Genomic DNA, 26707 nt, shown 5'->3' on the forward strand with positions numbered 1-26707 from the left:
TATTTATACTTCTTATTAAATTAAAATTTGAGCATGTAGACCGTTCGTTGTTTTAGATTTGGATGGCGTGGATAGCACGTGGAATTTAAAATAATCGACGCGATGTTTATTGAATTCATATATGCGTAGACGTCGTTTATTCGGTAACGTACGTATCGACGTTTTATTATCGTCGTACCGTACTCGCCATTAGATAGGCGCTCTATGAAAAGCATATAAAAAGCAAAGGTAATGACTACTAGGTTATCGCCTATTCCACTTTTGTAACGTTTATTTTTAACTCGTTTGGTTTTGAAAAAATGTGCGACTAACCAGCAAACATGTTGGAAGTAAATCATGTGAAGTACTTCTTTAATAAATAAGCTTTAAGGGTGCTTGTTCATCACTTTATAGCCTATTTTTAAGGCGTCGCTACGTGAAATCTGAGCGCGCATTCGGGGTGTTGCCTTGCAGATTTCACGTAGCGCACGATTTAAATTGCACAAAAAAAGCACTATCTCAGCAGGTCACAAGCCTTCTCTAGCGATATGGTTTGGAAAAATTACGAGATAGGCCAACAATCGACGGCATTGAAACACCTAAACTGTTTATATATACAGTAATATGGTAGAGTAGCAGTGTACTTGAGATTATAATAGCAAAGCGGTTTGTTGAGTGTTCAATGGATTACTGCGTAGCTTCACGCATGATAACTGTAATTATCATGCGTGAATATTGTTATATATCAATAGCTTATCAAGCTCTGTTAAATCTAGCATAATAGTCACATTAATGTCTTCAACAGGTTGCTCAATGCCCTCAAAAACTAATAGCTCATACTTGCTCACAACTCAATTTGTTAACAGCAACAGTGATAGCAGCTCACAGCCACAAGACTCAAGTAGCGCGACGGTTCCAGCTTTTGGTATCGAGTACTCTCGTGGTAAGCAGCACACGTCAGGTTCTGACGACCTAAGACCAAGTCAATGTTCATCTTCTGATAAAAACGTTGATAGCTATTATCAAGATATTTTTACCAAGCTTCCATACAACACACAACGGGCATACATTAGTGACTACAATGAGTTCGCAATTTTTTGTAAGCAAGCTGGATTAAGTGGCCTTAAGAACAACTTCGAACACAATGAGATCTGCATTAAACAATATGTCGAAGCGTTGTGCCGTTCTCCCCTAGCCTATAGAACCATTAAACGTCGGTTATCTGCCCTTAGTAAATTTTTAGGCGTGGCTAAATTGCCAAACCCAATTATTAGATCAGCGTATCTAAGGGACTTCATCCGTTTATCGCTTATAGAGAATAGAAAGTTTCGCTTGTCTCACAAACAAGCGGTTCCGCTTACCATAGATATGCTTGAACAAATAAACAATGCAATTATTCCTGATTCTTTATTAGAACTCCGCGACCTTGCAATCATTAACCTGATGTTTGATGCATTGCTTCGCGCTGATGAATTAGTTCGAGTTTGCATCGAGGATATATCTGCGCGTAATAACACGCTGTTGGTTGTTTCTTCGAAAAGCGACCAGTCTGGCCAAGGTCAATATCGCTATATTTCTTCCAGCACTATATCAATGGTTCAAGAGTATATTAACGAAGCTAATCTTGACCCAAAAACTAAAGCAACGCGCCTTTCTTCAGATTTACGCGGCCTGCACAAAGGCGTTTTGTTTAGACGACTAACAAACCATAAAACAGCACTTTTGCCATTCGATGAGAACATTCCCAGCCATAAGGCAAATGTACTTAACTATTCGAGTGTCTATAGGATTTGGCAACGCATTGCTCAACGCGCAGGTATTAGCGAAAACATTACCCCTCATAGCGGTCGTGTTGGTGGTGCAGTGTCTCTAGCCGAAGATGGTGCATCTTTACCCGAGCTTCAACTGGCTGGAGGTTGGCAATCACCGGAAATGCCTGGGCATTATACAAAACAGGCTAACGTAAAGCGTGGTGGAATGGCAAAATTATCGGCAAAACGGAAAAGATAAACCTTCTAAAATACAGTAATTTAATCAATACATGGTTACGCATAACCAGCGATATCAGTAACAATATCTAACTCACCTACTCTCTTCATTCTTTTACCAATCTGAAACTGTATTACCCTCGTATCAAAAGGTAAATTTGCCCTAAACCTATATTAATGAATAGGTTTTCTAAGTTGGCAAGCATTCAAGTAAAAGGAGAGATATATGAGTAGCGGTATTGATACAAAGCATGGAAAATTACTCGCGGAGATGGTGGTTCCCTCGTCGTCATGGAATGTCCAACCCGAGAAGCAAGACCCATTCAAGTCACAAGAAGCAGCACTAGATTATTTAAACTCAAACAATGAGCCGTTATATCTCCACGTGCCATTAGCTCAATCTGATGATTACGTGAGAATCTGCGTAACTTCACGAGGCGATGATGTTGTTTTTACGATAAAAGATATCAATAACGGTGGTGAAACTTCATTGCATTATTCGCACATTAAAAATTTAGATAGCACAATTAGAACCTTAGTATCAGAATGTTGTGACCAGAAAATCAAAGCCCTATAAATTAGGGCTTTCTTTCTGCCTATAAATCGCAAATTGCACTACCAAAGAATGCTAATCCACGTAAAGCCTGCCATCATTAAGCTAATGAACACTGCTGCCGATCCGATATCTTTAGCACGCCCTATTAATAAATGGATGTCTGTGCTGACATGATCACAGAGTTTCTCAATAGCGGTGTTGAGTAGCTCAGTGATAAGCACTATCAGTAAAGATATCACCAGCAATATACGTTCTACATGCGTAACGTCGATGAAAAACGCTACAGGTGTCATTATCAATATTGCGAAAATTTCTTGTCTGACCGCAGCTTCACTTAAAAAGGCTGCTCGAAGCCCCTTAAGTGAATAGTAAGTGGCATAGAGTACGCGTAAAATACCTGTCCGTTTCGTTATCATGATAAGTAATTTTAAGATTAGTTACAGCCTTACAAAACGTAACTGACCTTCGTTACATCTGCATGACGGCGAAGGTATTTATCATGAATATTTAAGGCATTTTCGACGCTAATCGCCGCATTAATTTATACTTTCACAGCTAGCACGTCTGTTTTAACACCATGTAGTACTGCATTGGCCGTTGACCCAAGTAACAAACGAAGACCGCTCTGGCCATGGGTGCCGACAACAATGAGATCAGCATTAATCTTTTCGGCCATATGGTGAATCTCATCAGCTGGAGAACCTATCTCTACATTGATGTGGCTGTAAGGTATATCATGTTTTGCGGCAACGTCTTTTAATTGCCTTAATGCCTGCTCTCTTACTTCCTCTGAAAAATCCCGTTCTAAAAATAGTCCGTAAGGCTCTACATTGGTTTGTGGATAAGCAACATACAGGAGGTGAATTTTGTGACTATTGCCCGCTATTGCAATGGCTTTCTCCACCACTAATTCGTAGTCAGAATAAATATCTATAGGTACTAAAATTGTCTCGTAACCTTGCATTGTGGCTGTCCTCAATTTTTGTTAGGTAGCAGTGCTTTTCTACCATACCGTTAACTAATTCCATTAAATAGTAGTGCTATACAAATAATTATTCTTTGAGCTAGGTCAATGATTAGTCTGCAGCCTCATTCATAATCAGTGTATGCACATTAGTTCTAGCGAACATTACGTATCCTTACCGTAAAAGAAAGAGGGAAATGAGTATGAAAACGGCAATAGTTGTTATAGCAACGCTTCTCCTTTTCGCCTGTGACCAGGGCGCGCAGTCACCTCGCGGCTTTAGCTTGCCAGAAGGCAATATGGAAAAAGGCTATTTGGTATTTAAAAAGTATCAGTGCCAAGACTGTCACAGAATTGCAGGAGAAAAAGAGTCCGACAATGCGCAATACCTAGTCGCGAAGCCTATTCCGTTGGGAGGCAGCAGTGGAAGAATTAAAACTTATGCAGAGTTGGTGACAAGTATTATTAACCCATCACACAAACTTACTCCTCGACAGCCTGCCAGTTTCACCAGCGAAGACGGTGTCTCATTAATGCGAGTAGTAAACGACGAGCTAACGGTTTCTGAACTAATAGATTTAGTGGCGTATCTTCAGCCTAAATATAAAGTAACACCCTACAGGACTAGTGATTACCGACTCTATCAACTGCGTATTCCAAGCGAGCAATCTAAAGATTAACTCGCAGTTTTAGGCATTAAAAATCATTAAGCGTGACTCCACAATCGGTATTTGATTAGGAGTCACGGCTTAGCTTTTTTAAGATACCGCTTTCGTTTCTTTCTCTATTTCTGCCAATAAACTACAAGGCATAAAGCTTTCAGAATTTGCTTCTTTTAAGTGTAATTTAAATCTATCGGGAACGTCGTCGGTTAAGAAACTTCCTGTTTTAACTAACGGGAAAATTTCGTCGTAACGCGCAATATTACACTGATCTACTCGCCTAAATATATGGGTACGATTTAGTTCGCTAGTTCTCACATGTCCTGTAGAAGACAAGATATCCATCAGCGCATGAATAGTTTTTTTGTGAAAGCGGTACACGCGCTCGTACTTGTCTTCAACGTTTAAGCCCTTGGCAAGCTTGGGGTCTTGCGTTGCTACACCGGTCGGACATTTATTCGTATTGCATGACAGCGACTGAACACATCCAAGTGCCAACATCATTCCTCGGGCACTGTTACATAGATCAGCGCCTAAACTTAGATTTTTCGCTAACTGAAAAGCGGTAATGATTTTTCCAGAAGCAATGATTTTAATTTTGTCGCGAATACCAAAACCAGTGAGACAATCGTCAACAAATGCCAACGCTTCACGCAGAGGAAATCCTATAGAGTTTGTGTACTCAAGCGGTGCGGCGCCGGTACCTCCTTCGCCCCCGTCTACCGTTATAAAATCTGGCGTTACGTCCTTCTCTACCATGGCTTTGCACATGGCAATAAACTCACTTTTTCTACCCAGCGCCAGCTTAATACCCACTGGTTTATAGCCACTTAATTTGCGTAACTGACTAATAAAATCAACCATTTCTAAAGGCGTTGAAAACGCTTTATGTCTAGGGGGAGAATCAACTTGAGTTCCAGGCTCAACACCTCTTATTTTAGCTATTTCAGGGGTATTTTTATACGCAGGTAAAATACCACCATGTCCTGGCTTAGCGCCCTGGCTTAGCTTTATTTCTATCATTTTTACATTGTCGAGTTTGGCTTTTTCTTCAAAAAGAACAGGATCGAAACCGCCATCTTTACTTCTACAACCAAAGTATCCCGTACCAATTTGCCAAACGATATTGCCACCGTTTTCGAGGTGATATGGGGTTAAACCACCCTCACCTGTGTTATGGTAAAACCCGCCTTTTGCAGCACCTTTATTTAGCGCCAAAATGGCATTTTTTGACAAGCTTCCAAAGCTCATTGCGCTTATATTAAGTATGCTTGCACGATACGGCTTTTTGCAATGAGGGCCACCTACCGTCACTCGGGGATCTTCATCCATGTCTTCCACTTCGCGAGCAGATAAAGAATGGCCAATCCACTCATAGCCATCTTTATACGTATCTAGCTGAGTACCGAAGGGAACAGTTTCTCTACTGTTTTTCGCACGTTGATAAACAATTGAACGAAACATGCGGGAAATAGGTGCTCCGCCAGTATCGGTTTCTATGATGTATTGCTGGATGTAGGGCCTTAGTCCCTCGACGGTCCATCGTACCCTGCCAATTAATGGAAAGTTCTTTAAAATGGCATGTTTTGTTTGGAAGGCATCATATAGACCAAAAATGAGTAGCGTGACTGATAAAAGTAAAAACCACCACACGGGCGCCCACAATACGCCAATCACCACGTTGAAAGCGACCAGCAGGGTTAGCACGGTTAGAATTGTTAAACGCATTCAAAGTCCTTCTTTATTTTTAGTCATATCTAAACGAAATAATATGCCTACAACCCTGTTCAATACACCTGAAATAGGGAACTAGATTTACTTTAGCGGTAAATGACTGATTTAAAAGTTAAATATGCTGAGCCGGCTTCTAGCCCAATTGGGTTACGCGTTACCAAAATATACAATTACAATGCTTTTTTAGCTGCGAAAACAAGCCATTGCATGCTAGTCTAAAACCTTTCAATTAGCGAGTAGAGAGTGCGATTTGTAGCTATCACTGGTTAATAGATGATGTGACCTGTACAAAGGTAACGGATTTTACGTTCAACATTTTCTGAAAGGTAATTCATGGAGTATGCATTTCTTCTTTTCGCATTTGTTTGCGGCTTAACGGTTAAACTTATTGGCATTCCTCCTTTAGTTGGCTACTTGGTAGCTGGCTTTTTATTAAATTTTGCAGGCTACACGCTCACTGAAGATTTAAACCAAATAGCCAACTTGGGCATCACCATTATGCTCTTTACCATCGGCCTGAAACTTAACATCCGCGATTTGAGTCGTCGAGAAGTTTGGGCGGGAAGCGTTTCACATACCTTAGTATGGGTGGGCGTTATTACCTGTTGCGTCTATGCGATTGGTGCGGTTGCTGCAAATTTCGTTGATGGGCTTACATGGAAAAGCGCTGCGCTTATCGCTTTTGCCCTTAGTTTCAGTAGCACAGTGTGCGTGGTTAAAGTATTAGAAGAAAGTGGCGAAAGTAAAACCCGCCACGGCCGCCTTGCCATTGGCATTTTGGTCATGCAAGACGTTTTTGCTGTTATCTTCCTTGTTGCAGCAACTGGAAAACTCCCCTCTGTGTGGGCGCTTGCGTTGTTGGCCTTATTCCCAGCAATGCCAATCATAAACAAAATGATTAATAAGTCGGGCCACGGTGAACTGCTTCCGCTTACTGGCTTTATCCTCGCCTTAGGTGGCTATCACTTGTTTGAGCTGGTTAACATTAAAGGCGATCTTGGGGCACTAATCTTTGGAATCATGTTAGCCCAACATGAAAAGGCTTCGGAGCTAGCGAAGTCGCTGCTTAGTTTTAAGGATCTCTTCTTAATCGGCTTCTTCCTTACTATCGGTCTTACCGCCCTTCCCGATCTTAGTATGATTGTCCTAGCTATGGTGTTCTGCTTATTTATACCGTTAAAAGCAGCACTCTTTTTCGGCTTATTTACGTCACTTCGCCTTCGCGGTCGCACGGCTTACTTGAGCAGCTTGGTGCTTTCAAATTACAGTGAATTTGGCCTTATTGTTGGCGCACTAGCCGTTTCATTAGGTTTATTGGCAAACTCTTGGTTAGTGGTGATTGCTTTAGCCGTATCTATTTCATTCGTTATCACCAGCGTGCTCTATCGCAATTCTCATTCTCAATATCACAATCATAAACACACCATTAAACGTTTTGAGAAAAACGAGCGCTTAAAAGAAGACATTTATCCTACTCTCCACAACGCGGAATTTTTAGTGTTGGGGATGGGACGAGTTGGTCGCGGTGCCTTCAATGCGTTATCTAAATTAAGTGATGTGAGCGTATGGGGAATGGACGCCGACCGAGTAAAAGTAAAAGAGTTATCAGACGAAGGCTTAAACGTAATATGCGGCGACGGTGAAGACGTCGATTTGTGGGATAATTTAGATATCAAACAAATTCAGCTTGTTTTGCTTGCTCTGCCTTCTATCCAGGACTCAATAAACATCACACGTCAGCTTAAAAACGCGGGCTATGTTGGAAAAGTTGCAGCCATTGCACGATATGAGGATGAAGTATCACATCTATTAGAAAACGATGTAGATAAAGTCTTCAACTTCTTTACCGAAGCAGGGCTTGGTTTTGCTGAAGAAAGTCTTGCTTATGCGCATGCACAACAGTAATGCTGTTCTAAATGCGAACAATGGATGAATTGAGAAACGTTATCGTTTGTAAACAACTGTTTTACAAAGACTTTTTTGACATACAGTCAAATTTAGACTAAACTTCACGCAAATACGTTAATAGGGTTTACACAATGCAAGGTGATAAACAAGTTGTTGCAAAATTGAACGAAGTACTGACAAGTGAACTTACTTCGATAAATCAATACTTTCTGCACGCTCGTATGTTCAAAAACTGGGGTTTTTCTGAACTTAACGAAAAGAATTATAAAAAGTCTATCAAGGACATGAAGCAAGCGGACGATCTTATCGAGCGCATCTTATTCCTTGAGGGCCTTCCTAATCTTCAAGCGTTAGGCAAGCTTTATATCGGTGAAGATACCGTTGAAATGCTGTCATGTGATGCGCGTTTTCAAAAGGAACAGCTTCCACTACTTCGTGAAGCTATCGCGCTATGTGAAGAAAAGCAGGATTATGTTTCTCGTGATTTGCTTGAAGACCTTCTTGAATACGAAGAAGAGCACCTAGACTGGATTGAAACGCAAGAATACCAAATTGATGCTATGGGTATAGAAAACTACCTACAAGCGCAAGTAATGGGAGATGACTAATGAAAGGTAACCAAGCAATCATCAATGGCTTAAACGAACTACTCTCTTATGAGTTGGCCGCCATGGATCAGTATTTCATTCACTCTCAGATGTATCTTGATTGGGGGTTGAATAAGCTTTACGAACGCATCGATCATGAATTTGATGACGAGCGTGGACATGCAACTAAGTTAATTGAACGCATGCTGTTTTTAGAAGGTACGCCTGACATGACGAAGCGCACAGGCTTCAAAGTGGGTAAAGATGTACCTGAGATGCTAGAAAGCGATTTACGTGTTGAATATGAAGTTGATGCAAAGTTACGTGAAGTCATTGCGCTTTGTGAAACCGAGAAAGACTACGTAACTCGTGACATGCTAATTGTACTATTAGACGATACAGAGATGGATCACGCACACTGGCTAGAGCAGCAGCTTGGCCTTATTAAGCGACTAGGTATTCAAAACTACCTTCAGTCTCAAATGTAAGAAATAGCGTTCACGCTACAATTTACAGGTAATTAATGAAAAGCCGCTCTTTAAATAGAGAGCGGCCTTTTTTTGCTTGTTTACTCCCCTTTCTTTAGGGAGAGTCTTATTGCTTTTAAGACAGTTACTGCTGTGTAACAAAATACAAATAGCTGGGGCTTTCTTTATCTTTAATATTTAGACGTAGCTGCCATTTCATCACTGGCTCACTACAACTGCCTAACATAAACCAACCTGACCATTTTCCTTCCCCGTCGTTATCTAACAGCACGGGAATTTTGCCCATATACATGTTTACCCCTTCAATCCATGCGCTCTCTATTTCCTCTCCCTCAGGAACTAAGAGCTTAACCGTTACTGACTCTTCGGCTTCAGGCATGGCTGAAAAAGTGGCAATTGCTAACCTGTCATCAATTAAGAATTCGCAAGTTTCATTGACAAAGTTGCAGCTGTTTCCTATTCCATTAACTACGCTAGTGTCTTTTAACACCGATGACTGGAATTTATGTGCAAGGTATACACACACGGCTACAACAATAATAGCCACTAATGGAAGCTGGGAATGTAAAATTTTTGATCGTTTATTGTTATCGTTATTTAGCATTTCTTAAATTTTGTGTATTTCTTCATTGACGGAGATCAAGCTTAGGTAGTTTATGGTATCTTTTTGTAATTAAAAACCTTATCATCCGCGTACCAACTGGCTTGGAGACAATAATTATTACTCTTTCCGAGCTCGGTGTGAAGCGTTATTCCTTAGCTGATACACGTCTCGACCGTACTATTCCGGCAGTTGGAGACCATAGTTCATTTGAAGTGGAAGATTCATTAAAATGAGTGAAATAAGCCAAGCACAACCTGACTACAATTATAAAGTAGTTAGGCAATTTACCATCATGACCATAGTCTGGGGTATCATTGGTATGGGCCTAGGGGTATTTATTGCCGCGCAGTTATTTGCACCTATGCTTAACTTTGACACACCATGGCTAACATTCTCACGTTTGCGTCCGTTGCACACTAACGCCGTTATTTTTGCCTTCGGCGGCTGTGCATTATTTGCAACGTCGTACTACATCGTTCAGCGTACCTGCCAGGTAAGACTGTTCAGTGACAAACTTGCCGCATTTACCTTTTGGGGTTGGCAAGCCGTTATTGTTTTGGCTGTAATTACCCTACCTATGGGTTTAACCAGCACAAAAGAATACGCTGAACTAGAATGGCCAATTGATATCCTTTTGGCACTGGTTTGGGTCGCTTATATCATTAACTTCTTCGGAACCCTAGTAATCCGTAAAGTTTCGCACATTTATGTTGCAAACTGGTTTTTAGGCGCGTTCATGTTAACTGTTGCAATTCTTCATATTGGTAACAGCATGGCTATTCCGGTATCTTTCACTAAATCGTATTCACTGTATGCAGGCGCAGTAGACGCTATGATGCAGTGGTGGTACGGCCATAACGCGGTAGGCTTTTTCCTAACTGCGGGCTTCCTTGGTATGATGTACTACTTCGTACCTAAGCAAGCTGGCCGCCCGGTTTATTCATACAGACTTTCAATTGTCCACTTCTGGGCACTTATCTCTCTGTATATCTGGGCCGGTCCTCACCACCTTCACTACACTGCCCTACCAGACTGGACTCAGTCATTAGGTATGGTGATGTCTATTATCCTATTCGTTCCATCTTGGGGTGGTATGATTAACGGTATTATGACGCTATCTGGCGCGTGGCATAAACTTCGCACCGACCCAGTATTGCGTTTCCTTATCGTTTCATTGTCTTTCTACGGTATGTCTACCTTCGAAGGCCCAATGATGGCAATTAAGACCGTTAATGCACTATCTCACTACACTGACTGGACAATTGGTCACGTACACTCTGGTGCTCTAGGTTGGGTTGCAATGGTTTCAATTGGTTCAATTTACCACTTAATCCCAGTGCTATTCGGTCAGCGCGCTATGTATAGCACCAAGCTAGTTAACGTACATTTCTGGTTCGCAACTATCGGTGTTGTTCTATACATCGTAGCAATGTGGATGTCTGGTGTACTACAGGGTCTAATGTGGCGTGCAGTAAATGCTGACGGTACGTTAACCTATAGCTTTGTTGAGTCATTAGAAGCGTCTAAGCCTTTCTATGTGGTTCGTTTCATTGGTGGTTGTTTCGTGGTAGCAGGTATGCTTGTTATGGCATACAACACATGGAAAACCATTCGTGCACCTAAAGGCAGTATCGCTGCAGACCCAGCGACTCAGCCGGCGTAGTAAAGGAGACGAATAATGAAAAACGCACATGAGTTAATTGAAAAGAACGTCGGTCTGTTAACGGTATTAATCCTTATCGCTATCAGCTTCGGTGCCATGGTTCAAATTACGCCGTTGATGTTTCAACAGCAAACTATGGAACCGGTAAAAGGCTTACGTCCATATACCGCGCTTGAGCTTGAAGGCCGTGATATCTACATCCGTGAAGGTTGCGTAGGTTGTCACAGCCAGATGATCCGTCCATTCCGCGCTGAAACAGAGCGTTATGGTCACTACAGCGTTGCTGGCGAATCAGTATGGGAGCACCCCTTCCTTTGGGGTTCTAAGCGTACTGGTCCTGATCTAGCACGTGTTGGTGGTCGTTACAGCGACGAATGGCACCGAGTTCACCTGCTTAATCCTCGCAACGTAGTACCAGAGTCGAACATGCCAGGCTTTCCTTGGCTTGCGGAAAACACGCTTGATGGTGAGTTAACAGCTAAAAAAATGGAAGTATTCCGTGGATTTGGCGTTCCGTATACCGACGAAGATATCGCGGGCGCGAAAGCGGCAGTACAGGGTAAAACGGAAATGCAAGCCCTTATTGCTTATCTACAATCTCTTGGCACACATTTGAAATAATATGGACCAGGGAATTGTAGGCAGCATTTTTACTGTCATCGTCTTTGTAAGCTTCATAGGTGTTGTGTGGTGGGCATTTAGCAGCCGCAACAAGAAAAAATTCGATGAAGCGGCAAACCTAGTGTTTGCAGACGAAGAAAAAGAAAAATCAAAAGAAGATTAGCAGGAGTCTCGAACTCATGAGTATGTTTTGGACAATTTGGATTTCAGTGATAACTCTAGGGTTAATCATTGGTTGCTACTTCCTTCTACGCTGGACCCTTGCTAACAAGACCGGCGTACCTGAAGGTGAGTCAATGGGCCACAAATTCGATGGTATTGAGGAGTTGAACAATCAACTTCCTCGCTGGTGGACAATTATGTTCTACATGACCATCGTTTGGGGCTTTTTATACCTAGCGCTTTATCCTGGCTTAGGTGCGTTTGAAGGTATTTTGGGTTGGAAGAGCTCTAACCAAAATATTCAATCGCTAGAAGAGTCAGCTCAGGCGCGTATTGATGCTAAAGAGCAAGGCTACCTAGTAGAATATGACCGTGAACTAGATTTCGCTGCCGAGAAGTTCGATCCGATCTTCGAAGCGTATGCACAAGTTCCTGTTGAAGAACTGGCTAAAGACCCAGAAGCAAATAAAGTAGGTCAGCGTTTGTTCCTACAAAATTGCTCTCAGTGTCACGGTTCTGATGCACGTGGTCAAAATGGCGGCTTCCCTAACCTAACGGACAACGACTGGTTGTACGGTGGTTCAGGTGCGAAAATCGTTGAAACTCTTACGCTTGGTCGTAAAGCAGCTATGCCAGCATGGCTAGATGCTATGGGTGAAGACGGTATCGAAGAAGTGGTTAACTACGTACTTAGTTTAAGCGGTCGCGATGTGGACCCTCAGCTTGCAGAAGCAGGTAAAGCTCGTTTCGCAGCGTGTGCGGCTTGTCACGGTATGGACGGTAAAGGTAACCAAGCACTTGGTGCACCAAACCTTACTGACAATATCTGGCTATACGGCGGCAGCCACAGAGCGGTAACAGAAACGCTTACTTACGGTCGTAACGGTGTAATGCCTTCATTCAAGAAAACCTTGGGTGATGACAAAATTCACGTTGTTGCAGCGTATGTTTACAGCCTTTCAAATGATTAATGATTTAAATCATTAAATATCTTAAAAAGCCTCGTTACTACGGGGCTTTTTTTATGAGAAAATACAGCGATATAGACAGCAATACAGAAAGTGCCGTTGCGAACACATTTTGTGCGCCTTGGACCCGCGTCCCCAACACTATATTTATTGTTATTAACTGATATAGCAATAATAAATATGTTGTTAGCGACGTTGCTAGTGAAGTAAATACGAGAAAGATTTCGATGAATAGACCCTGGTATAAAGAGTTCTGGCCCTGGTTTTTAATTGCCGTACCTATCATTACACTCATCATGGGTGGCGTGTTGTTAAACCTTGCTATTAGCACCGAAGATAGCCTGGTGGTAGACGACTACTACAAGGAAGGAAAAGCAATCAATGCCCGTCTGGACAAAGAGGCCATAGCCCGCCGCAAGAATATCACCACTGATTTAACCATTGAAGATGGAAGCATAGCGCTGCAATTTCATTCGGGGATTCCACAAGAAGGTAACGCGGTTAAATTAAGTTTCTATCACGTAACGCTAGAAGAGCGCGATGTTAGCGTTTTATTGAGTCGCGACGCTAACGGTATTTATCGCGGTTTTATTGAAGAAAACCTTGACGGTAAATGGCGCATATCGCTGACGCCGATTGATGATAGCTGGAAAATTCAAAACACGGTCTATCTGCCCCACACTGGCAAAATGAAATTCAATCCATAATGGCAAGGCACGACTGTTACCATTGCGGCTTGCCTATAGCGAGTCCAGACAATGGGAAATTTACTACTGTCATTTTAGGGCAACAACGAGACATGTGTTGCCCTGGCTGCTTAGCGGTAGCTGAAGCGATCGTTAACAACGGCCTTGAGGACTATTACCAGTTTAGAACCGAACCGGCGCAAAAATCTGACGATGGTATTTTAGAAACATTAGACAAGCTAAAAGTATATGACGACCCTTCCCTTCAAGAAGAGTTCGTGTTTGAAGAAGGTCAGGACAAACAGATTCAATTGACCCTTGAAGGTATTACGTGCGCTGCGTGTGGCTGGCTTATCGAAAAGCAGTTGTCGAAAGTAGAAGGAATAAAGCAAGTCGCGGTGAATGTACAAGAGCGCCGAGCACTGGTTACCTGGTCACCTTTTCAAATCAAACTTAGTCAAATTCTATCTACGCTAAAACGCATTGGTTATGTTGGGTCACCATTTCACCCCGACGAACACGAAGCCAGCTATAAGCGCGAACAAAAAACCTTTCTTAAAAAGCTTGGCCTAGCAGGCATTATGACCATGCAGGTAATGATGCTGATGACTGGGCTTTATTTTGATTGGTTTGGCGCCATTGAGTTAGAGACCCGCCAATATTTTTATTGGGTTGCCCTTACACTTACTACACCTGTAGTACTGTACTCAGGCAGCACTTTTTATGTGGGCGCCGCTAAAGCGCTAAGCGCAAGAACGGTTAATATGGATGTGCCCGTTACGCTCGCCATATTCGGTACTTACATTGCAGGAATTCGCTCTACAGTATTAGAGCAAGGCGAAGTGTATTTTGAATCTATTTGTATGTTCATTTTCCTGCTGTTACTCAGCCGCTTTTTAGAACATCGCAGCCGCCATCGCGCCGCACAGATCTCTGCCAATATGATGCAGTATGTACCCGTTTCAGCCACCAAATTACTGCCGGATGGCAGCCTAACCGAGTGTCTGGCAAAGCAGTTAAAAATTGACGATGTGGTGCTGGTTAAGCCTGGTGAAACGATCCCCATTGATGGAGTGGTGACCGAAGGGAACGCAGCGGTTGACGAATCGATGCTTACCGGTGAGTTTAACCCGGTGCGCAAGTCAAACAATAGCACCGTATATGGTGGTACTGTATGTCAAGACGGCAGCCTGACCATTAAAGTGACACAAACTCTTAAAAATGCGCTGGTAAATCAAATTGTAAGGCTGCAAGCAAGTGCTATGGCGAATAAGCCTAAAGCGGCGCAAATAGCTGATAACTTTTCTCGATATTTTGTGACAGCTGTCTTACTGATTTCTGCCTTAACTTATGGCTTTTGGGCATATCAGGGGAGCGACGACGCGTTTTGGATCACCATATCAGTATTGGTAGCAACCTGCCCTTGCGCATTAGGGTTGGCTACACCATCAGCGTTAACCTGCGCTATGGCGAAGTTAAACAAGCAAGGTATTTTGCTTAAACGCGCCGATGCGCTCGAACAAATCACTGATATCGACACCATCGCACTGGATAAAACTGGTACGCTTACACAAGGCAAATTTACCCTTTCAAATGCCTGGTATGCTGACGGTGTAGACAGTGACAGTGCACTTTCAATTGCCCGTGCTCTAGAGTCGCGCTCTGAACACCCAATTGCAAAAGCCTTTAGCCACAATAATGCCTCCAGCAGACAAACTGTCCACAATGTGGTTAATTTTACCGTGACGCCAGGAGGCGGCATTAGCGGTGAAATTAACGACACCTTGTTTTCAATGGGCTCTGCCCAATTTTGTGTCCACGAATCACAACAAAAGCTTCTTAAGGATTATCCGTCAGCTAATGTCTTTCTCACCGTGAAGGGCCGTATTATGGCGGCGTTTGAGGTAAGCGACACGTTGCGAGAGGATACCCAAGAAACCTTGAATATTCTGGCAAAAAGTCACACCCTTGCAGTATTAAGTGGCGATACACAACAAAACGTGGACGCTCTTACCGCTTCCTTGCCAATATCAACAGCTAAAGGTGGGCTCACACCAGAGCAGAAGTACGATGCTGTACAGGCTATGCAGCAATCGGGGGCAAAAGTAATGATGATGGGTGATGGCATTAATGATGCGCCTGTGCTCGCCAGTGCAGATGTGGCTATCGCAGTAGGCAATGCTACAGACGTTGCTAAAACTGCTGCTGATGTCATATTACTTGGCGATCAGCTACTTTCTGTACCTGCACTGATTAAAACCGCACACCAAGTGAAGCAAAAAATTAGACAAAATATAGGATGGTCGGTAGGTTACAACGTTTTGATTCTGCCTTTCGCCGTGTCTGGCCTACTTTCACCGTGGATGGCTGTTGTTGGTATGTCGTTAAGCAGTATTATTGTAGTCACAAACTCAACGCGACTTTTGAGCAAATAGCATGAGTATTATTTACGTATTAATTCCAATCGCCATTATCATAGTCGCTGTCGCTATCGTGATATTCTTTTGGGCGGTGAAAACTAATCAGTTTGAAGATTTAGATCGCCAAGGGTATAGCATACTGTTTGACGATGACCTTCCTCCTGAAGAGAAAAAGCTTGCTGAACAACGCAAGCAACTTCAAGAAAGTAAAATAGATAAAAGCCAAGCGCCTCATGGCAGAGATTAATTACTTCTCTGCATTTCTTATAGGCTTAGCTGGCGGTGTTCACTGTGTGGGCATGTGTGGTGGAATAGTTGCAGCGCTTAGAATGGTATCTCCAAAAGGCGCTTCAGCTGTGCCCTATACCCTTGCCTACAATATAGGTCGCATAACTAGCTATACGCTGGCTGGCGCCTTAACCGGGGCTCTTGGTAAAATCGCCGCAGACTACATACCGCTTGCCAACTATGCGCTGTCTTTACTTAGCGGCATTATGTTATTTCTACTGGCCTGTTATTTGGGCAAATGGTGGACAGGATTAACGGTGCTGGAAAATGCAGGTAAAGGCCTATTTTCCAAACTACAACCTTTATCAAAACGTTTTTTGCCGTTTAAAACCCCTTTTAGCGCAATACCTTACGGATTCATTTGGGGCTGGCTGCCTTGTGGCTTAGTGTATTCAACACTAACATGGTCGTTAGCGGCGGGAACTGCAGTTGAAGGCGCAGCTCTTATGTTTTTCTTTGGTTTAGGTACTCTGCCCACCTTACTCGCCGCTAGTGCTGGTAGTCAGTATCTTATTCGAAGTTTTCAGAACACCTATTTTAGACAAGTTATTGCCGTAATAATGGCCATATATGCAGCTTATCTTATTTGTGGGGCAATCATTTAAAAATCGGTGTATTATGGTGGGGTATTCTTTAAAAGAGCATGCATTATGAGCAAAGGAAGCCAATTTTCTATTCACTGTCAAAACTGTAGTTTCAGCCACCTGTGTTTACCAGTGGCGCTGAACAAAACAGAAATTGAATCTCTTGACGATATTATTGAACGTAAAAAGCCGCTTCATAAGGGCGATACGCTAATTCAAACCGGCGATAAATTTCGTTCGCTATTTGCAGTGAGAACAGGTTCATTTAAATCCTTTGTGACTAATACCGAAGGTGAAGAACAGATTACCGGCTTCCACTTTCCTGGTGACATTATCGGCTTTGATGCATTAAGAGAGAACAAACACCAAAGCTACACGTCTGCGTTAGAAACAGCCATGGTGTGTGAGCTTCCCTACGAAACTCTTGATGAAATGTCGGTACAATTTCCAAAGCTTCGCCATCAAATCATGAGCTTTATGAGTGCAGAAATAAAACAAGATCACGATATGATCATGCTTTTAAACAAACGCACCGCCGAAGAGCGCTTGCTGTACTTCATTTCACACCTGTCGCAACGCTTTGAAGAGCGTGGCTTTTCCCATAGAGAATTCCACTTAACCATGACGCGCAACGAAATTGGAAACTATTTAGGATTAACGATTGAAACGATTAGCCGTCTGTTAAGCCGTTTTCAAAAAGACAACATCATAAAGGTAGACGGCAAGCTTATTACTATTTTGGATTTCGATAGGCTAAACACCAAACTAGCGGCGCTTAACGGCCCTAGCGTTGTCTGCGGTTAGTCCTTTTTAAGTGTTAAATAAGGCGCGCACTAAGCGCGCTTTTTTGTAACCTGTGTTAGCCACCTATCTACCCTTTCAGCGCCACGCCGGTTGCTCCATATTCAATTAGGTACGTTCACTCATGGTCGCCTCGTAAAATTCTTGATCTAAAACAACTTACGTTTTTCCCAATGTCGTTTATAGTTAGTATTAGAAAGCTTCGATTTCGACAGCCGCTACTAAGTTTCGTAGTTAGGGGGACGTTATGATTGAGTGTAAACGAATTCTGGCCGTGGTAGATGCCGAGCGCGATAACCAACCTGCACTGAGCCGTGCTTATGAACTCGCTTCAAAAACAGGCGCTTCAGTTACCGCAATGATGGTGGTATACGACTTATCTTATGATATGACGACCATGCTTAGCCCGGATGAGCGCGAGTCAATGCGCGATGCAGTTACAAAGGAGCATGCAAAATGGCTTGCCACCCACTTAAGAGAACAAGGATTCACTGAAACTGATATCGTTGTAGAATGGAATAATCGTGCGTATGAGTCGATTATTTACTACACCCTAAACAATCAGATAGATTTAGTGGTAAAGGCAACCAAAAAGCACGACGATCTTGCTTCTGTTATTTTCACCCCCACCGACTGGCATTTAATGCGTAAATGCCCTCGGCCAGTATTGCTCGTTAAAGAGCACGACTGGCCAGAAGGAGGAGAGATTATTGCTGCAGTAAACGTAGGCAGTGAAGACGATGAGCACGCCGCACTTAACGATAAGCTCACCCTCATTGCTAACGACTACGCCTCTTTATTGAAAGGGAGCGTAAATTTGGTCAACAGTTACCCTTCTACACCACTTAATATCGCCATAGAAGTGCCTGAGTTCGACCCCGATACCTATCACGACGCGGTAAAAAATCATCATTTAAAAGAAATGCGTAGTCACGCGTTAAAGTACGGTATTCCTGAGAACAAATGCGTAGTAAGAGAAGGCCTTCCGGAAAAGGTCATCCCGCTAGTGGCAAAAACACTGGATGCAGAGCTGGTTGTTATTGGTACCGTTGGCCGTGTGGGCATTTCAGCGGCCCTAATTGGTAACACTGCAGAACACGTGATCGACGAACTCAATTGCGATGTGCTTGCTATTAAGCCAGATGGATTTGTGTCGCCGTTGTCGGTGTAATCTTTTCATCAGTACCGCATAGCCCGTGTTTTCCGTTACTTAGCGGCCAACACGGTATGTCACCAACAAATTTAACTTCACAAGCATGGTCTCGAAAAGCCGCTTTAATGTATAATGGTGGCTTTATCACAAACCAAGCTAGTTAATTATGAGTTTAGGCACAAACAGTGCTGACGCGTCGCCATTAAATGCTGCGCAAAGTAAGCAAAAGTACAACTTCAACAAACTTCAGAAACGACTTCGCCGCAATGTGGGTAAAGCCATTGGCGATTTCGGTATGATTGAAAACAACGACAAAGTAATGGTGTGTTTATCTGGCGGTAAAGACAGCTACACCATGCTAGATATTTTATTGTTTTTAAAGAAGATTGCGCCTATTCATTTTGATATCGTTGCGGTTAATCTTGACCAAAAGCAGCCTGGTTTCCCCGAACATATCTTGCCTGAATATCTAGAAAGCATTGGCGTTGACTACAAAATTGTAGAAGAAGACACCTACTCTATTGTTAAAGACAAAATTCCAGAGGGAAAGACAACATGCTCTCTCTGTTCTCGCTTGCGCCGTGGTATTTTGTACCGCACGGCAAAAGAGTTAGGTGCGACTAAAATTGCATTAGGTCATCACCGCGACGACATGCTAGAAACGTTTTTCCTCAATATGTTTCATGGTGGCAAGCTTAAGTCTATGCCGCCAAAGCTAGTCAGCGATAACGGTGAACACATCGTTATTCGTCCATTGGCGTACTGCACAGAAAAAGACATCGAGAAATATTCTCAGGCCGCTGAATTTCCGATTATTCCTTGTAACCTTTGTGGCTCACAAGAAAACCTACAGCGCCAAAACATAAAGGCTATGCTACAAGACTGGAACCGTCGCTTCCCAGGTCGTATAGAGTCGATGTTCCGTGCGCTTCAAAACGTAGCGCCTTCACACTTAATCGACAGCAACCTTTATGATTTTAAAGCTATAGCTACACAAGAAGGCCCGGTAGAAGACGGTGATATCGGGTTCGATGAACCTTCTTTCACTACAGAAAATAGTACGGACTTCAGTGATGAAGATAATACTATTGAAGTAATAAACATTATGGAACCTAAGTAAATGAAAATTGGACTTGCGCTAGGTGCCGGTGCCGCAAGGGGCTGGACTCACATTGGCATAATTGAAGCATTAGAAAAACTCGGCGTAAAAATTGACGTTGTAGCGGGATGCTCTATTGGTGCCTATGTTGGTGCTGCCTACGCAAGTGGCAAGCTGGAAGGATTGAAAGAGTGGGCCTGTTCCCTTAGCGACTGGCAGGTACTTGCTCTTATGGGTGTAGGACTTAGACGCGGCGGCATTGCCAGCGGACAGAAGGTTTTCGACAAGCTAGCAAGCGAGTTTTGTGAATCGACTTATGAAGACATGCTTAAGCCGTTTGCGGCTGTGGCTACCGACCTTTATACCGGCCGTGAAGTAGTGTTTAACTCTGGTCCTATCGGAGACACCATTCAAGCATCCTGCGCTATTCCCGCACTTTTTGCGCCCGTAGCACATGGTGATCGTTGGTTGGTAGACGGTGCCGTTGTAAACCCTGTACCGGTGAACTTATGTCGCCAATTAGGGGCCGATTTTGTAATCGCGGTTAACCTTAACGCCGATTTTCGACCACTTCGTCTTGAAAAGTTGAGACAAGATCATGAAGAAAACCAGCGCAAAACCGAGGACTTTTTTACAAAGAGTCAAAACGTACTACGCCAATGGTTTTCTCCTGACAACAAAGAAGAAAAAGCCCTAGAGAAAAAAGATGAAAAAGACAGCGTCTCGGCTGGCAACGTAAAGACTGAAGAAGGCATTGCTTCTGATGTGATTGAAAAAGTGGAAGAAGAGTTGACCGAAGTCCCCGCTAAAGTGAACAAGCGAAACCCGCCGGGAATTATGAGCGTGATGAGCAGTTCACTTGAGATACTTCAAGCTCGCGTCACACGCTCACGTTTGGCTGGCGATCCGCCTGACATTCTTATTGAGCCTCAGCTTACCGATGTGGGTATTATGGAATTCCACAGAGCCGAAGAGCTATGCGCAAAGGGCGAAGAGACCATCGCGCGTTTAGCAGAGCAAATAAGGTATCAGCTTCTTACCTAATCCCAAATATGCATTTAGCTTGAAGCCATAGCGGTAACACGTAGCGGCGCATGAGGCAGTGTTAAGCCTTTTGCGTCGTTGATCCAATCTTGTTCTAGATGCAATACGCCGTTATTGATTTGCACACCTTGTGGTGTAATGAAATCTAAATTCTTGTCATCAAACTGAATCATCAAGCCCTTTACCGAAGGCATCATGAAAGACAAAAAGCTTCCCATTTCATTAAAGAAAGCTTCGTACTGACCATACAAAAAAGTAAGGTCGTCTTTTGTGTAATACTGCTTAAGATATTCTGGTTTGGTTTCAAGTTGTACCGACATATCACACACGTTCGCGCGTTCGTTTAAATCGATGCGAACCAGTGCGTTGGCAAGTTTCAGGGCCTTTTCAGTAGGCACCGTGAATCGCCCTTCACCACTCACTTCTAAGGGCATTGTTTTCTTATCGGTTACGATAGACGCTCCGTTAACTTCACATAAACGCCCTTCGCCAACACGAACAAACCCGAATGCAAACTGAAGTGCTTGGGTATCTTCATTATCCAGCTTTTTGACATGGCTATAGAAACGGCTGTACTCAACATCTATCGTTTCAGCAGCAACGGAAGAACTGCCTACACCAATAAACAGAGATGAAGCAAAAAATAAAGCAGCGCGTATCATTCGGATAAAAACTCCTCGTTAAATAGGATCATAGTTTGAAGCTCTTCAACATAAGCGGCTCCTCGCTCAGAGTAATTCATTAGCCCTTCAGCTAACGCAACACCAGTTATAGGAATTTGGTTTGCACGCAGTCGGCTGCGGATCTCTCTTAAATCCGCATACGCGTCGTGGCGGTTTAAATTTCGCATGTAGGTGTACGTTGCACGCGACAAACTGTCGAATTTGGCAACTTCATGAGATGCCCCATCGTTTCGACGGTTAGGAACAAAGCCACACCCCTTAGAGAAACACCATAAGCCAAAGAAGTTATAGCCCTTTCTTGCGAACCGGCTGGTGCCCCAAGCTGACTCATTCGCGGCTTGCACGAGCACGAGTTCGGCTGGTAGAACATCAATCTTTTGTAGCAAAGCTAGCAATTTTGATTTTAGCGGCTGCGTTGGCTTAACTCGATATTCCTCTTCTAACCATTCAAGCCTTGCCATATCTTCTTCAGAGAGCGTCTCGTTAGCTAACGCCTTTCTATATAAGGTTTGTACGTAATGTCTTAGCGTGAGTAGATACGCATTCTGCTTCTCTATTTCGGGACGTAAATAGTTAAAAAATGCCTCTTTCTTCTCTTTTACATCTGTATAGGCAGAGAAGTTAGGCACCGGCTTTTTAGCTTCAACCGTTTGCGGTATATCTAAAATATCCGGTTCGTCCTCAGTAAAAATTATGGCGTTAATGACGATTACCGCCAATACGCCTAACGTAATGAGGACAATTTTAAAGGTTTCACGCTTATGCATCGAAGCTAGACTCATTCACATCGTTTTCAGATGCTTCCGTGCTTACTCCCTGCTCGCCAATCAGTTCCTGATAGAGCAAGCCCATCATACTAAAATAAAAAGGTAATACCCAAATAAGTGAAAAGCCCAGCGTTAATGGCACCGACACAAACAGTAAAAAGAACACACCAAATATGCTGGCGATTTGAGCCCAGTATGCATTAAATACACGACACGACAGGATGATCGCGCTAATTGGCGTTAACTTTCTGTCAGCAACCAACATAAGTGAAAAGGACGAGGCTAAATAAAAATAAACGCCGGGTATAATAAGCAACATCATACCTAGTTGAACAAGAATACTGTTCACTAGCTGAGTTAGCGCCAGCAAAAATATCAAGGGGAAAAACTGGAATACGGTAAATACTGAAGTTTTAGTGCCGCGGGCAACAAAAACGCCCATCATATACAACCCCGTCAACAGCGGGGCAACGATGCAGATTGCAACAATTTCTATGATAGACTGATGCTCGAATACATAGGTCCCATCATCATTTATTGTGATGTACTGCTGAGCAAATACACCTAACACGACAAACGTCAAAAATAGAACAACACTTCCCTGCAGCAATGATGAAAAGTTTGCCTTTGTTAAACCGGCAGCGCGGCGCAATAGACCTTTGGTATCAAATTGATACTGTTTAGACAACGTATTGTTCAGGCGGTCTTGGTTTACGTCTTTCACACAACTCTCTTATCTTTATGAAAAATCGGCGCGATTATACCAATTCACAAAAACAAATGCCTGTTTGTAAGGTAAACAAACGTTAACCTAGTACTAATTTCGCAGCTAAACCGACGAGTAGCACCCCCATCGCACGGTCTAACCAATACCCTTTTTTACCAATAAGCTCAGCTACTTTACTGGTGCTCAAAAGGTATGAAAGAAAACAGAACCACAGTCCAGTAGCTATAGCTAAATAGATACCGTAGCCAAGTTTCACTGTAAATGGAGTATCAATACTAATAATTGCAGTAAACAATGAGAGGAAAAATAGCGTTGCTTTTGGGTTTAGTCCATTTGTGAGAAAGCCCATCCAAACTGCGCGCTTTGCAGATATGTGGGATGTTTTCTTTTCAGCGTTAACTGCCTGGTCCTGCTTTACAGGCCCGCTTCTAAGCGCACCAAACGCAAGGTACAATAAATAAGCTGCGGCGGCATAGCTAAATGTGGTGAATAACCATGGAGTAGTAGCAATAACCACACTAAGCCCCACTAACGAGTAAGCCACATGCAGTAATATAGCTAAGCCAATCCCTATACTGGTGTACATGGCGATACGTCTGCCATAGGCCACGCTGTTTCGAACAACCACCGCGAAATCTGGCCCTGGGCTAGCAACAGCCACAAGGTGTACCAACGCAATGGTAAGAAACTCATTCATATACTGCATGTTATGCGCCTCCTACAGCGCGTACTTTGACATTAATTGATCAACCCATTGTGGGACGATGTGAGAAGCAGGGCCTGTTAGCGATTCATCGAACAATGCATTAGTTACGCCCGGCGCCAAATTTGCCTCTATGGTGTGTGCGCCACTTTCTTTAGCGATCTGAACAAAACCCGCGGCAGGATAGACATTACCTGATGTGCCAATGGCAATAAACACATCAGCCTTTGAAAGCGCATCGTAAATCTCTTCCATGTACATGGGCATTTCACCAAACCACACGATATCCGGTCGTAAGGTTACTCTGTTGCAACACGGGCATTTAGTGGTGTGATCAAAACTATCACTCCAGTCAAAAGTCTGCTGGCTTATAGCGCAGCGCGCAGATAGCAGCTTGCCATGCATATGGTAAACAGACTGGCTTCCACCGCGCTCATGCAAGTCATCCACATTTTGAGTAACCAACATCAGGTTGCTACCGAACGCTTTCTCAAGTTTGGCCAGCGCCTCATGCGCTGCATTAGGATTCACGTCGTCTTGCTGTAACTGCGCACGTCGAGCGTTGTAAAAGCGATAAACTAAGCTAGGGTTTTGTTCAAAAGCCTCTGGGGTGGCCACCTCTTCTACGCGATGATTTTCCCAAAGGCCGTCATTATCCCGAAATGTCTTTAATCCAGATTCAGCGGAAATACCCGCACCGGTAAGAATAACAATATTGGGTAGAGATTGATCAGATGGCATCAGGTTGTTCTTACTCTGTAGTTATAGCGCTAATTATACGATTAGCATGTTGTATATTTACTTAGTTAAAAGCCGCGACTCTTTACATATCTTTGACCACAGGATATTGAGTATCAGCGCCCCACTCTGACCAAGAGCCATCGTAGACTGAAACCTGAGTAGCGCCGCACAATAATGCCGCCACTCCAATTATACAGGCGGTAACGCCAGAACCACACGTACAAATAATGGGTTTGCGTAAATCGATATTAGCGCGGTCAAATATAGCCTTAAGATGATCAATTGGCAAAAAATGCCCGCTTTTGAGTAAGGTGTCAAAAGGAATATTAAACGCTCCAGGCATATGACCTGAACGTACTCCTTCACGAGGCTCTGACACTTCTCCTTTGAATCGCGGCGCGCTGCGCGCATCAACAAGTTGTGCTTCAGTATTTATTGCCTGAAGAACTGCACCGGAATTTGCGAACCAACCAGGCCTAGGTGTAGCTTGATAGGTTAATTTTCCGTATTGTTGTTGTTCTGAAACCGGCAGCGCTGCTTTTTCCCATGCAGGCTGTCCGCCATTTAATATATAAACATCTTGGTGGCCCAACGCTTTTAACATCCACCACACTCTTGGCGCAGAATATATTCCACGGGTATCGTATACCGTAATAGGTGTATTCGCTGTTATACCCTGATTACCAAGATAAATTGCAAGGTCATTTGCAGAAGGCATACTGTGAGGGAGACCTGTAGTGTGATCGCTACCTTCACTATCTAAGTCAAAGTCGACTGACGCAGGTAAAACCATTGCCGTGCGCGTATCTGGTGTTTTTGAAACGGGGTCGTCCATTAACGCTCGTACAAGCGTTACCGGCTTTTGTTGCATTACATTGGCTAATTCACCAACTGAGAGCAATACCGATGCCATTACATTCTCCTAAAAGGCACCCACATCAGTGAGTGCCCTGTAATACCCCGATAAAACAAATCGGTACGTATTCAAACACATTACATAGTTAGCTAACCAACTAACCTATGTTGCGGATCTACTTAGCTAAGAGCTGCGATAGCCGCGTCGTAGTTCGGCTCTTCTGTTGTTTCTGCAACTTGCTCTGTGTAAACCACTTTGCCTTCGGCATCGATAACCACTACTGAACGAGACAGCAGCCCAGTAAGCGGCGCTGATTCAAAGGTAACACCATAGTCATCACCAAAGCTTGAGCGGAAAGTCGAGCCTGTAAGTACATTTTCAATACCTTCAGCACCACAGAAACGACCCGCTGCAAACGGAAGGTCTGCCGATACACAGATAACTGTAGTGTTATCCAATTTTGCCGCTTCTTCATTGAATTTACGGACAGACATTGCACATGTTCCCGTGTCGATAGAAGGGAAAATGTTTAATACCACATTTTTTCCTGCAAGCTCAGACAGTGTTACTTCACCCAAATCTGCTTTCACTAATATAAAGTCTGGTGCAGATGTGCCTACTTCAGGAAGCTGACCCTTTGTCGTAACTGTATTGCCTTGAAAAGTAACTGATGCCATTCGCTTTCTCCGTGTTTTGTTAATATGAAATAGTGGATGTAAAACAATACTTTCGCAAATAAAAGTGACGCTTTTTAAATGTTACTTTTAACTTGCGACTCTGCAAACGCAAGCTTATGCTGCAAATGCGGCTTACCTTTTAAATATTCCCGTCTAAACACACTGAAATAATGCGCTAAGGTTTGCGCCCCTTGCTTCTGTTCTGCTAGGTCTAAAACGCTAATACCAACTTCAGCAGTACAGTGTTGGAAATCATGGGTAGATTCGCGTAGTAAATAATCTGACGCTACGTTCATACTCATGCCCAACACAGGAAAATCATGCAAGTAAGGGCTCTTCACGAACATTTTTTTTGCTTCACGCCACGTTCCATCCAAGAAAATAAATAGTAACGTTTTGCCAGTATTCAATGGTGGCGTATCAATACAACGCTCAGCTGCAGCATATTCGTGTGGAAATACCACGATAGGAAAATATTTTTCGTTACGAAGTAACGCCAATAGCGCCTCTTCTGGCTCGGTGCGCTTCCATAAAAATGCGTGGTTATCTTTAACCACATCCGCAATTAAACGACCGGTATTAGTAGGCTTATAA

At 43.3% G+C, this 26707-nt stretch carries 30 protein-coding genes; 18 read left to right on the top strand and 12 right to left on the bottom strand.

What is annotated here, in order from left to right; genetic code table 11:
* Positions 1 to 792: 792 nt before the first annotated feature.
* Complete coding sequence (locus BIZ39_RS04705; protein ID WP_187446473.1) at positions 793 to 1989, top strand: tyrosine-type recombinase/integrase; 1197 nt, start codon at positions 793 to 795, stop codon at positions 1987 to 1989.
* Between the two features lie 204 nt (positions 1990 to 2193).
* The gene (locus tag BIZ39_RS04710) at positions 2194 to 2544 is read left to right on the top strand and encodes a hypothetical protein (protein ID WP_014949580.1); all 351 of its coding nucleotides are present in this window, start codon (positions 2194 to 2196) and stop codon (positions 2542 to 2544) included.
* Positions 2545 to 2582: 38 nt separating this feature from the next.
* Here the strand turns inward: BIZ39_RS04710 and BIZ39_RS04715 are convergent, their stop codons facing one another.
* A complete protein-coding gene (locus BIZ39_RS04715) occupies positions 2583 to 2939 on the bottom strand; it encodes a diacylglycerol kinase (RefSeq protein ID WP_014976618.1) in 357 nt (118 codons plus the stop codon).
* Positions 2940 to 3064: 125 nt separating this feature from the next.
* The gene (locus BIZ39_RS04720; protein ID WP_014949582.1) at positions 3065 to 3487 is read right to left on the bottom strand and encodes a universal stress protein; all 423 of its coding nucleotides are present in this window, start codon (positions 3485 to 3487) and stop codon (positions 3065 to 3067) included.
* A gap of 203 nt (positions 3488 to 3690) precedes the next feature.
* Here BIZ39_RS04720 and BIZ39_RS04725 point away from each other — a divergent pair, with 203 nt between their 5' ends.
* Positions 3691 to 4167 carry a c-type cytochrome gene (locus BIZ39_RS04725; protein WP_014949583.1) on the top strand — a complete coding sequence of 159 codons (477 nt, stop codon included), beginning with the start codon at positions 3691 to 3693 and terminating at the stop codon, positions 4165 to 4167.
* Positions 4168 to 4245: 78 nt separating this feature from the next.
* Here the strand turns inward: BIZ39_RS04725 and BIZ39_RS04730 are convergent, their stop codons facing one another.
* Positions 4246 to 5877: an FMN-binding glutamate synthase family protein gene (locus tag BIZ39_RS04730; protein ID WP_187446474.1), complete on the bottom strand. Its 1632-nt coding sequence runs from the start codon at positions 5875 to 5877 to the stop codon at positions 4246 to 4248.
* A 339-nt stretch (positions 5878 to 6216) separates the two neighbouring features.
* Here BIZ39_RS04730 and BIZ39_RS04735 point away from each other — a divergent pair, with 339 nt between their 5' ends.
* From BIZ39_RS04735 to bfr (BIZ39_RS04745), 3 genes are all read left to right on the top strand, one after another.
* On the top strand, positions 6217 to 7788 hold the full coding sequence (locus BIZ39_RS04735; RefSeq protein WP_187446475.1) for a cation:proton antiporter family protein: 1572 nt from the start codon (positions 6217 to 6219) through the stop codon (positions 7786 to 7788).
* A gap of 134 nt (positions 7789 to 7922) precedes the next feature.
* Positions 7923 to 8399: a bacterioferritin gene (gene bfr, locus BIZ39_RS04740; protein WP_014949586.1), complete on the top strand. Its 477-nt coding sequence runs from the start codon at positions 7923 to 7925 to the stop codon at positions 8397 to 8399.
* Complete coding sequence (gene bfr, locus BIZ39_RS04745) at positions 8399 to 8866, top strand: bacterioferritin (RefSeq protein WP_014949587.1); 468 nt, start codon at positions 8399 to 8401, stop codon at positions 8864 to 8866. Before bfr (BIZ39_RS04740) ends, bfr (BIZ39_RS04745) begins: the two co-directional genes overlap by 1 nt.
* Before the next feature lie 124 nt (positions 8867 to 8990).
* On the opposite strand, the gene BIZ39_RS04750 is transcribed toward bfr (BIZ39_RS04745), so the two are convergent.
* Complete coding sequence (locus BIZ39_RS04750; RefSeq protein ID WP_069944380.1) at positions 8991 to 9470, bottom strand: hypothetical protein; 480 nt, start codon at positions 9468 to 9470, stop codon at positions 8991 to 8993.
* Between the two features lie 229 nt (positions 9471 to 9699).
* Between BIZ39_RS04750 and ccoN the strand changes: the two genes are divergently transcribed.
* The 12 genes from ccoN (at position 9700) to BIZ39_RS04810 (ending at position 20959) form a co-directional block, all read left to right on the top strand.
* Positions 9700 to 11133 carry a cytochrome-c oxidase, cbb3-type subunit I gene (gene ccoN, locus BIZ39_RS04755; protein WP_049588214.1) on the top strand — a complete coding sequence of 478 codons (1434 nt, stop codon included), beginning with the start codon at positions 9700 to 9702 and terminating at the stop codon, positions 11131 to 11133.
* 15 nt (positions 11134 to 11148) lie between these two features.
* Positions 11149 to 11754 carry a cytochrome-c oxidase, cbb3-type subunit II gene (gene ccoO, locus BIZ39_RS04760; protein ID WP_014979357.1) on the top strand — a complete coding sequence of 202 codons (606 nt, stop codon included), beginning with the start codon at positions 11149 to 11151 and terminating at the stop codon, positions 11752 to 11754.
* 1 nt (position 11755) lies between these two features.
* Positions 11756 to 11917, top strand: coding sequence for a cbb3-type cytochrome oxidase subunit 3 (locus BIZ39_RS04765; RefSeq protein ID WP_014949591.1), 162 nt, complete (start codon positions 11756 to 11758; stop codon positions 11915 to 11917).
* A 16-nt stretch (positions 11918 to 11933) separates the two neighbouring features.
* Positions 11934 to 12887 (top strand): cytochrome-c oxidase, cbb3-type subunit III, encoded by a 954-nt coding sequence (ccoP, locus tag BIZ39_RS04770; protein ID WP_039220102.1) that lies wholly within the window; start codon positions 11934 to 11936, stop codon positions 12885 to 12887.
* Between the two features lie 224 nt (positions 12888 to 13111).
* Positions 13112 to 13591, top strand: a complete 480-nt coding sequence (locus BIZ39_RS04775) for a FixH family protein (RefSeq protein WP_049588215.1) — start codon at positions 13112 to 13114, stop codon at positions 13589 to 13591.
* Positions 13591 to 16005 carry a heavy metal translocating P-type ATPase gene (locus BIZ39_RS04780; protein ID WP_187446476.1) on the top strand — a complete coding sequence of 805 codons (2415 nt, stop codon included), beginning with the start codon at positions 13591 to 13593 and terminating at the stop codon, positions 16003 to 16005. The genes BIZ39_RS04775 and BIZ39_RS04780 overlap by 1 nt, the downstream gene beginning before the upstream one ends.
* A gap of 1 nt (position 16006) precedes the next feature.
* Positions 16007 to 16237, top strand: a complete 231-nt coding sequence (ccoS, locus tag BIZ39_RS04785; RefSeq protein ID WP_076011795.1) for a cbb3-type cytochrome oxidase assembly protein CcoS — start codon at positions 16007 to 16009, stop codon at positions 16235 to 16237.
* A complete protein-coding gene (locus BIZ39_RS04790) occupies positions 16224 to 16883 on the top strand; it encodes a sulfite exporter TauE/SafE family protein (protein WP_187446477.1) in 660 nt (219 codons plus the stop codon). Before ccoS ends, BIZ39_RS04790 begins: the two co-directional genes overlap by 14 nt.
* Before the next feature lie 45 nt (positions 16884 to 16928).
* Positions 16929 to 17666 carry a fumarate/nitrate reduction transcriptional regulator Fnr gene (gene fnr / locus BIZ39_RS04795; protein WP_014949596.1) on the top strand — a complete coding sequence of 246 codons (738 nt, stop codon included), beginning with the start codon at positions 16929 to 16931 and terminating at the stop codon, positions 17664 to 17666.
* 244 nt (positions 17667 to 17910) lie between these two features.
* On the top strand, positions 17911 to 18834 hold the full coding sequence (gene uspE / locus BIZ39_RS04800; RefSeq protein ID WP_014976624.1) for a universal stress protein UspE: 924 nt from the start codon (positions 17911 to 17913) through the stop codon (positions 18832 to 18834).
* Positions 18835 to 18982: 148 nt separating this feature from the next.
* Positions 18983 to 19936: a tRNA 2-thiocytidine(32) synthetase TtcA gene (gene ttcA, locus BIZ39_RS04805; protein ID WP_014949598.1), complete on the top strand. Its 954-nt coding sequence runs from the start codon at positions 18983 to 18985 to the stop codon at positions 19934 to 19936.
* Positions 19937 to 20959, top strand: a complete 1023-nt coding sequence (locus tag BIZ39_RS04810; RefSeq protein ID WP_014979378.1) for a patatin-like phospholipase family protein — start codon at positions 19937 to 19939, stop codon at positions 20957 to 20959.
* A gap of 14 nt (positions 20960 to 20973) precedes the next feature.
* Here the strand turns inward: BIZ39_RS04810 and BIZ39_RS04815 are convergent, their stop codons facing one another.
* The 8 genes from BIZ39_RS04815 to BIZ39_RS04850 form a co-directional block, all read right to left on the bottom strand.
* A complete protein-coding gene (locus tag BIZ39_RS04815) occupies positions 20974 to 21621 on the bottom strand; it encodes a DUF2987 domain-containing protein (protein ID WP_014976627.1) in 648 nt (215 codons plus the stop codon).
* Positions 21618 to 22409 (bottom strand): glucosaminidase domain-containing protein, encoded by a 792-nt coding sequence (locus tag BIZ39_RS04820; RefSeq protein WP_014949601.1) that lies wholly within the window; start codon positions 22407 to 22409, stop codon positions 21618 to 21620. Before BIZ39_RS04820 ends, BIZ39_RS04815 begins: the two co-directional genes overlap by 4 nt.
* Complete coding sequence (locus BIZ39_RS04825; RefSeq protein WP_014949602.1) at positions 22402 to 23133, bottom strand: stress protein; 732 nt, start codon at positions 23131 to 23133, stop codon at positions 22402 to 22404. Before BIZ39_RS04825 ends, BIZ39_RS04820 begins: the two co-directional genes overlap by 8 nt.
* An 82-nt stretch (positions 23134 to 23215) precedes the next feature.
* Complete coding sequence (locus tag BIZ39_RS04830; RefSeq protein WP_014949603.1) at positions 23216 to 23842, bottom strand: LysE family translocator; 627 nt, start codon at positions 23840 to 23842, stop codon at positions 23216 to 23218.
* A gap of 12 nt (positions 23843 to 23854) precedes the next feature.
* Complete coding sequence (gene cobB / locus BIZ39_RS04835) at positions 23855 to 24580, bottom strand: Sir2 family NAD+-dependent deacetylase (protein WP_187446478.1); 726 nt, start codon at positions 24578 to 24580, stop codon at positions 23855 to 23857.
* Between the two features lie 82 nt (positions 24581 to 24662).
* Complete coding sequence (locus BIZ39_RS04840; protein ID WP_187446479.1) at positions 24663 to 25493, bottom strand: sulfurtransferase; 831 nt, start codon at positions 25491 to 25493, stop codon at positions 24663 to 24665.
* 122 nt (positions 25494 to 25615) lie between these two features.
* Positions 25616 to 26113, bottom strand: coding sequence for a thiol peroxidase (tpx, locus tag BIZ39_RS04845; RefSeq protein ID WP_187446480.1), 498 nt, complete (start codon positions 26111 to 26113; stop codon positions 25616 to 25618).
* 74 nt (positions 26114 to 26187) lie between these two features.
* On the bottom strand, positions 26188 to 26707 hold a 520-nt coding region (locus BIZ39_RS04850), incomplete at its 5' end, for a tRNA-uridine aminocarboxypropyltransferase (RefSeq protein ID WP_187446481.1).

The organism is Alteromonas sp. BZK5 (assembly GCF_014349115.1).
GTDB classification, from domain to species: domain Bacteria; phylum Pseudomonadota; class Gammaproteobacteria; order Enterobacterales; family Alteromonadaceae; genus Alteromonas; species Alteromonas macleodii.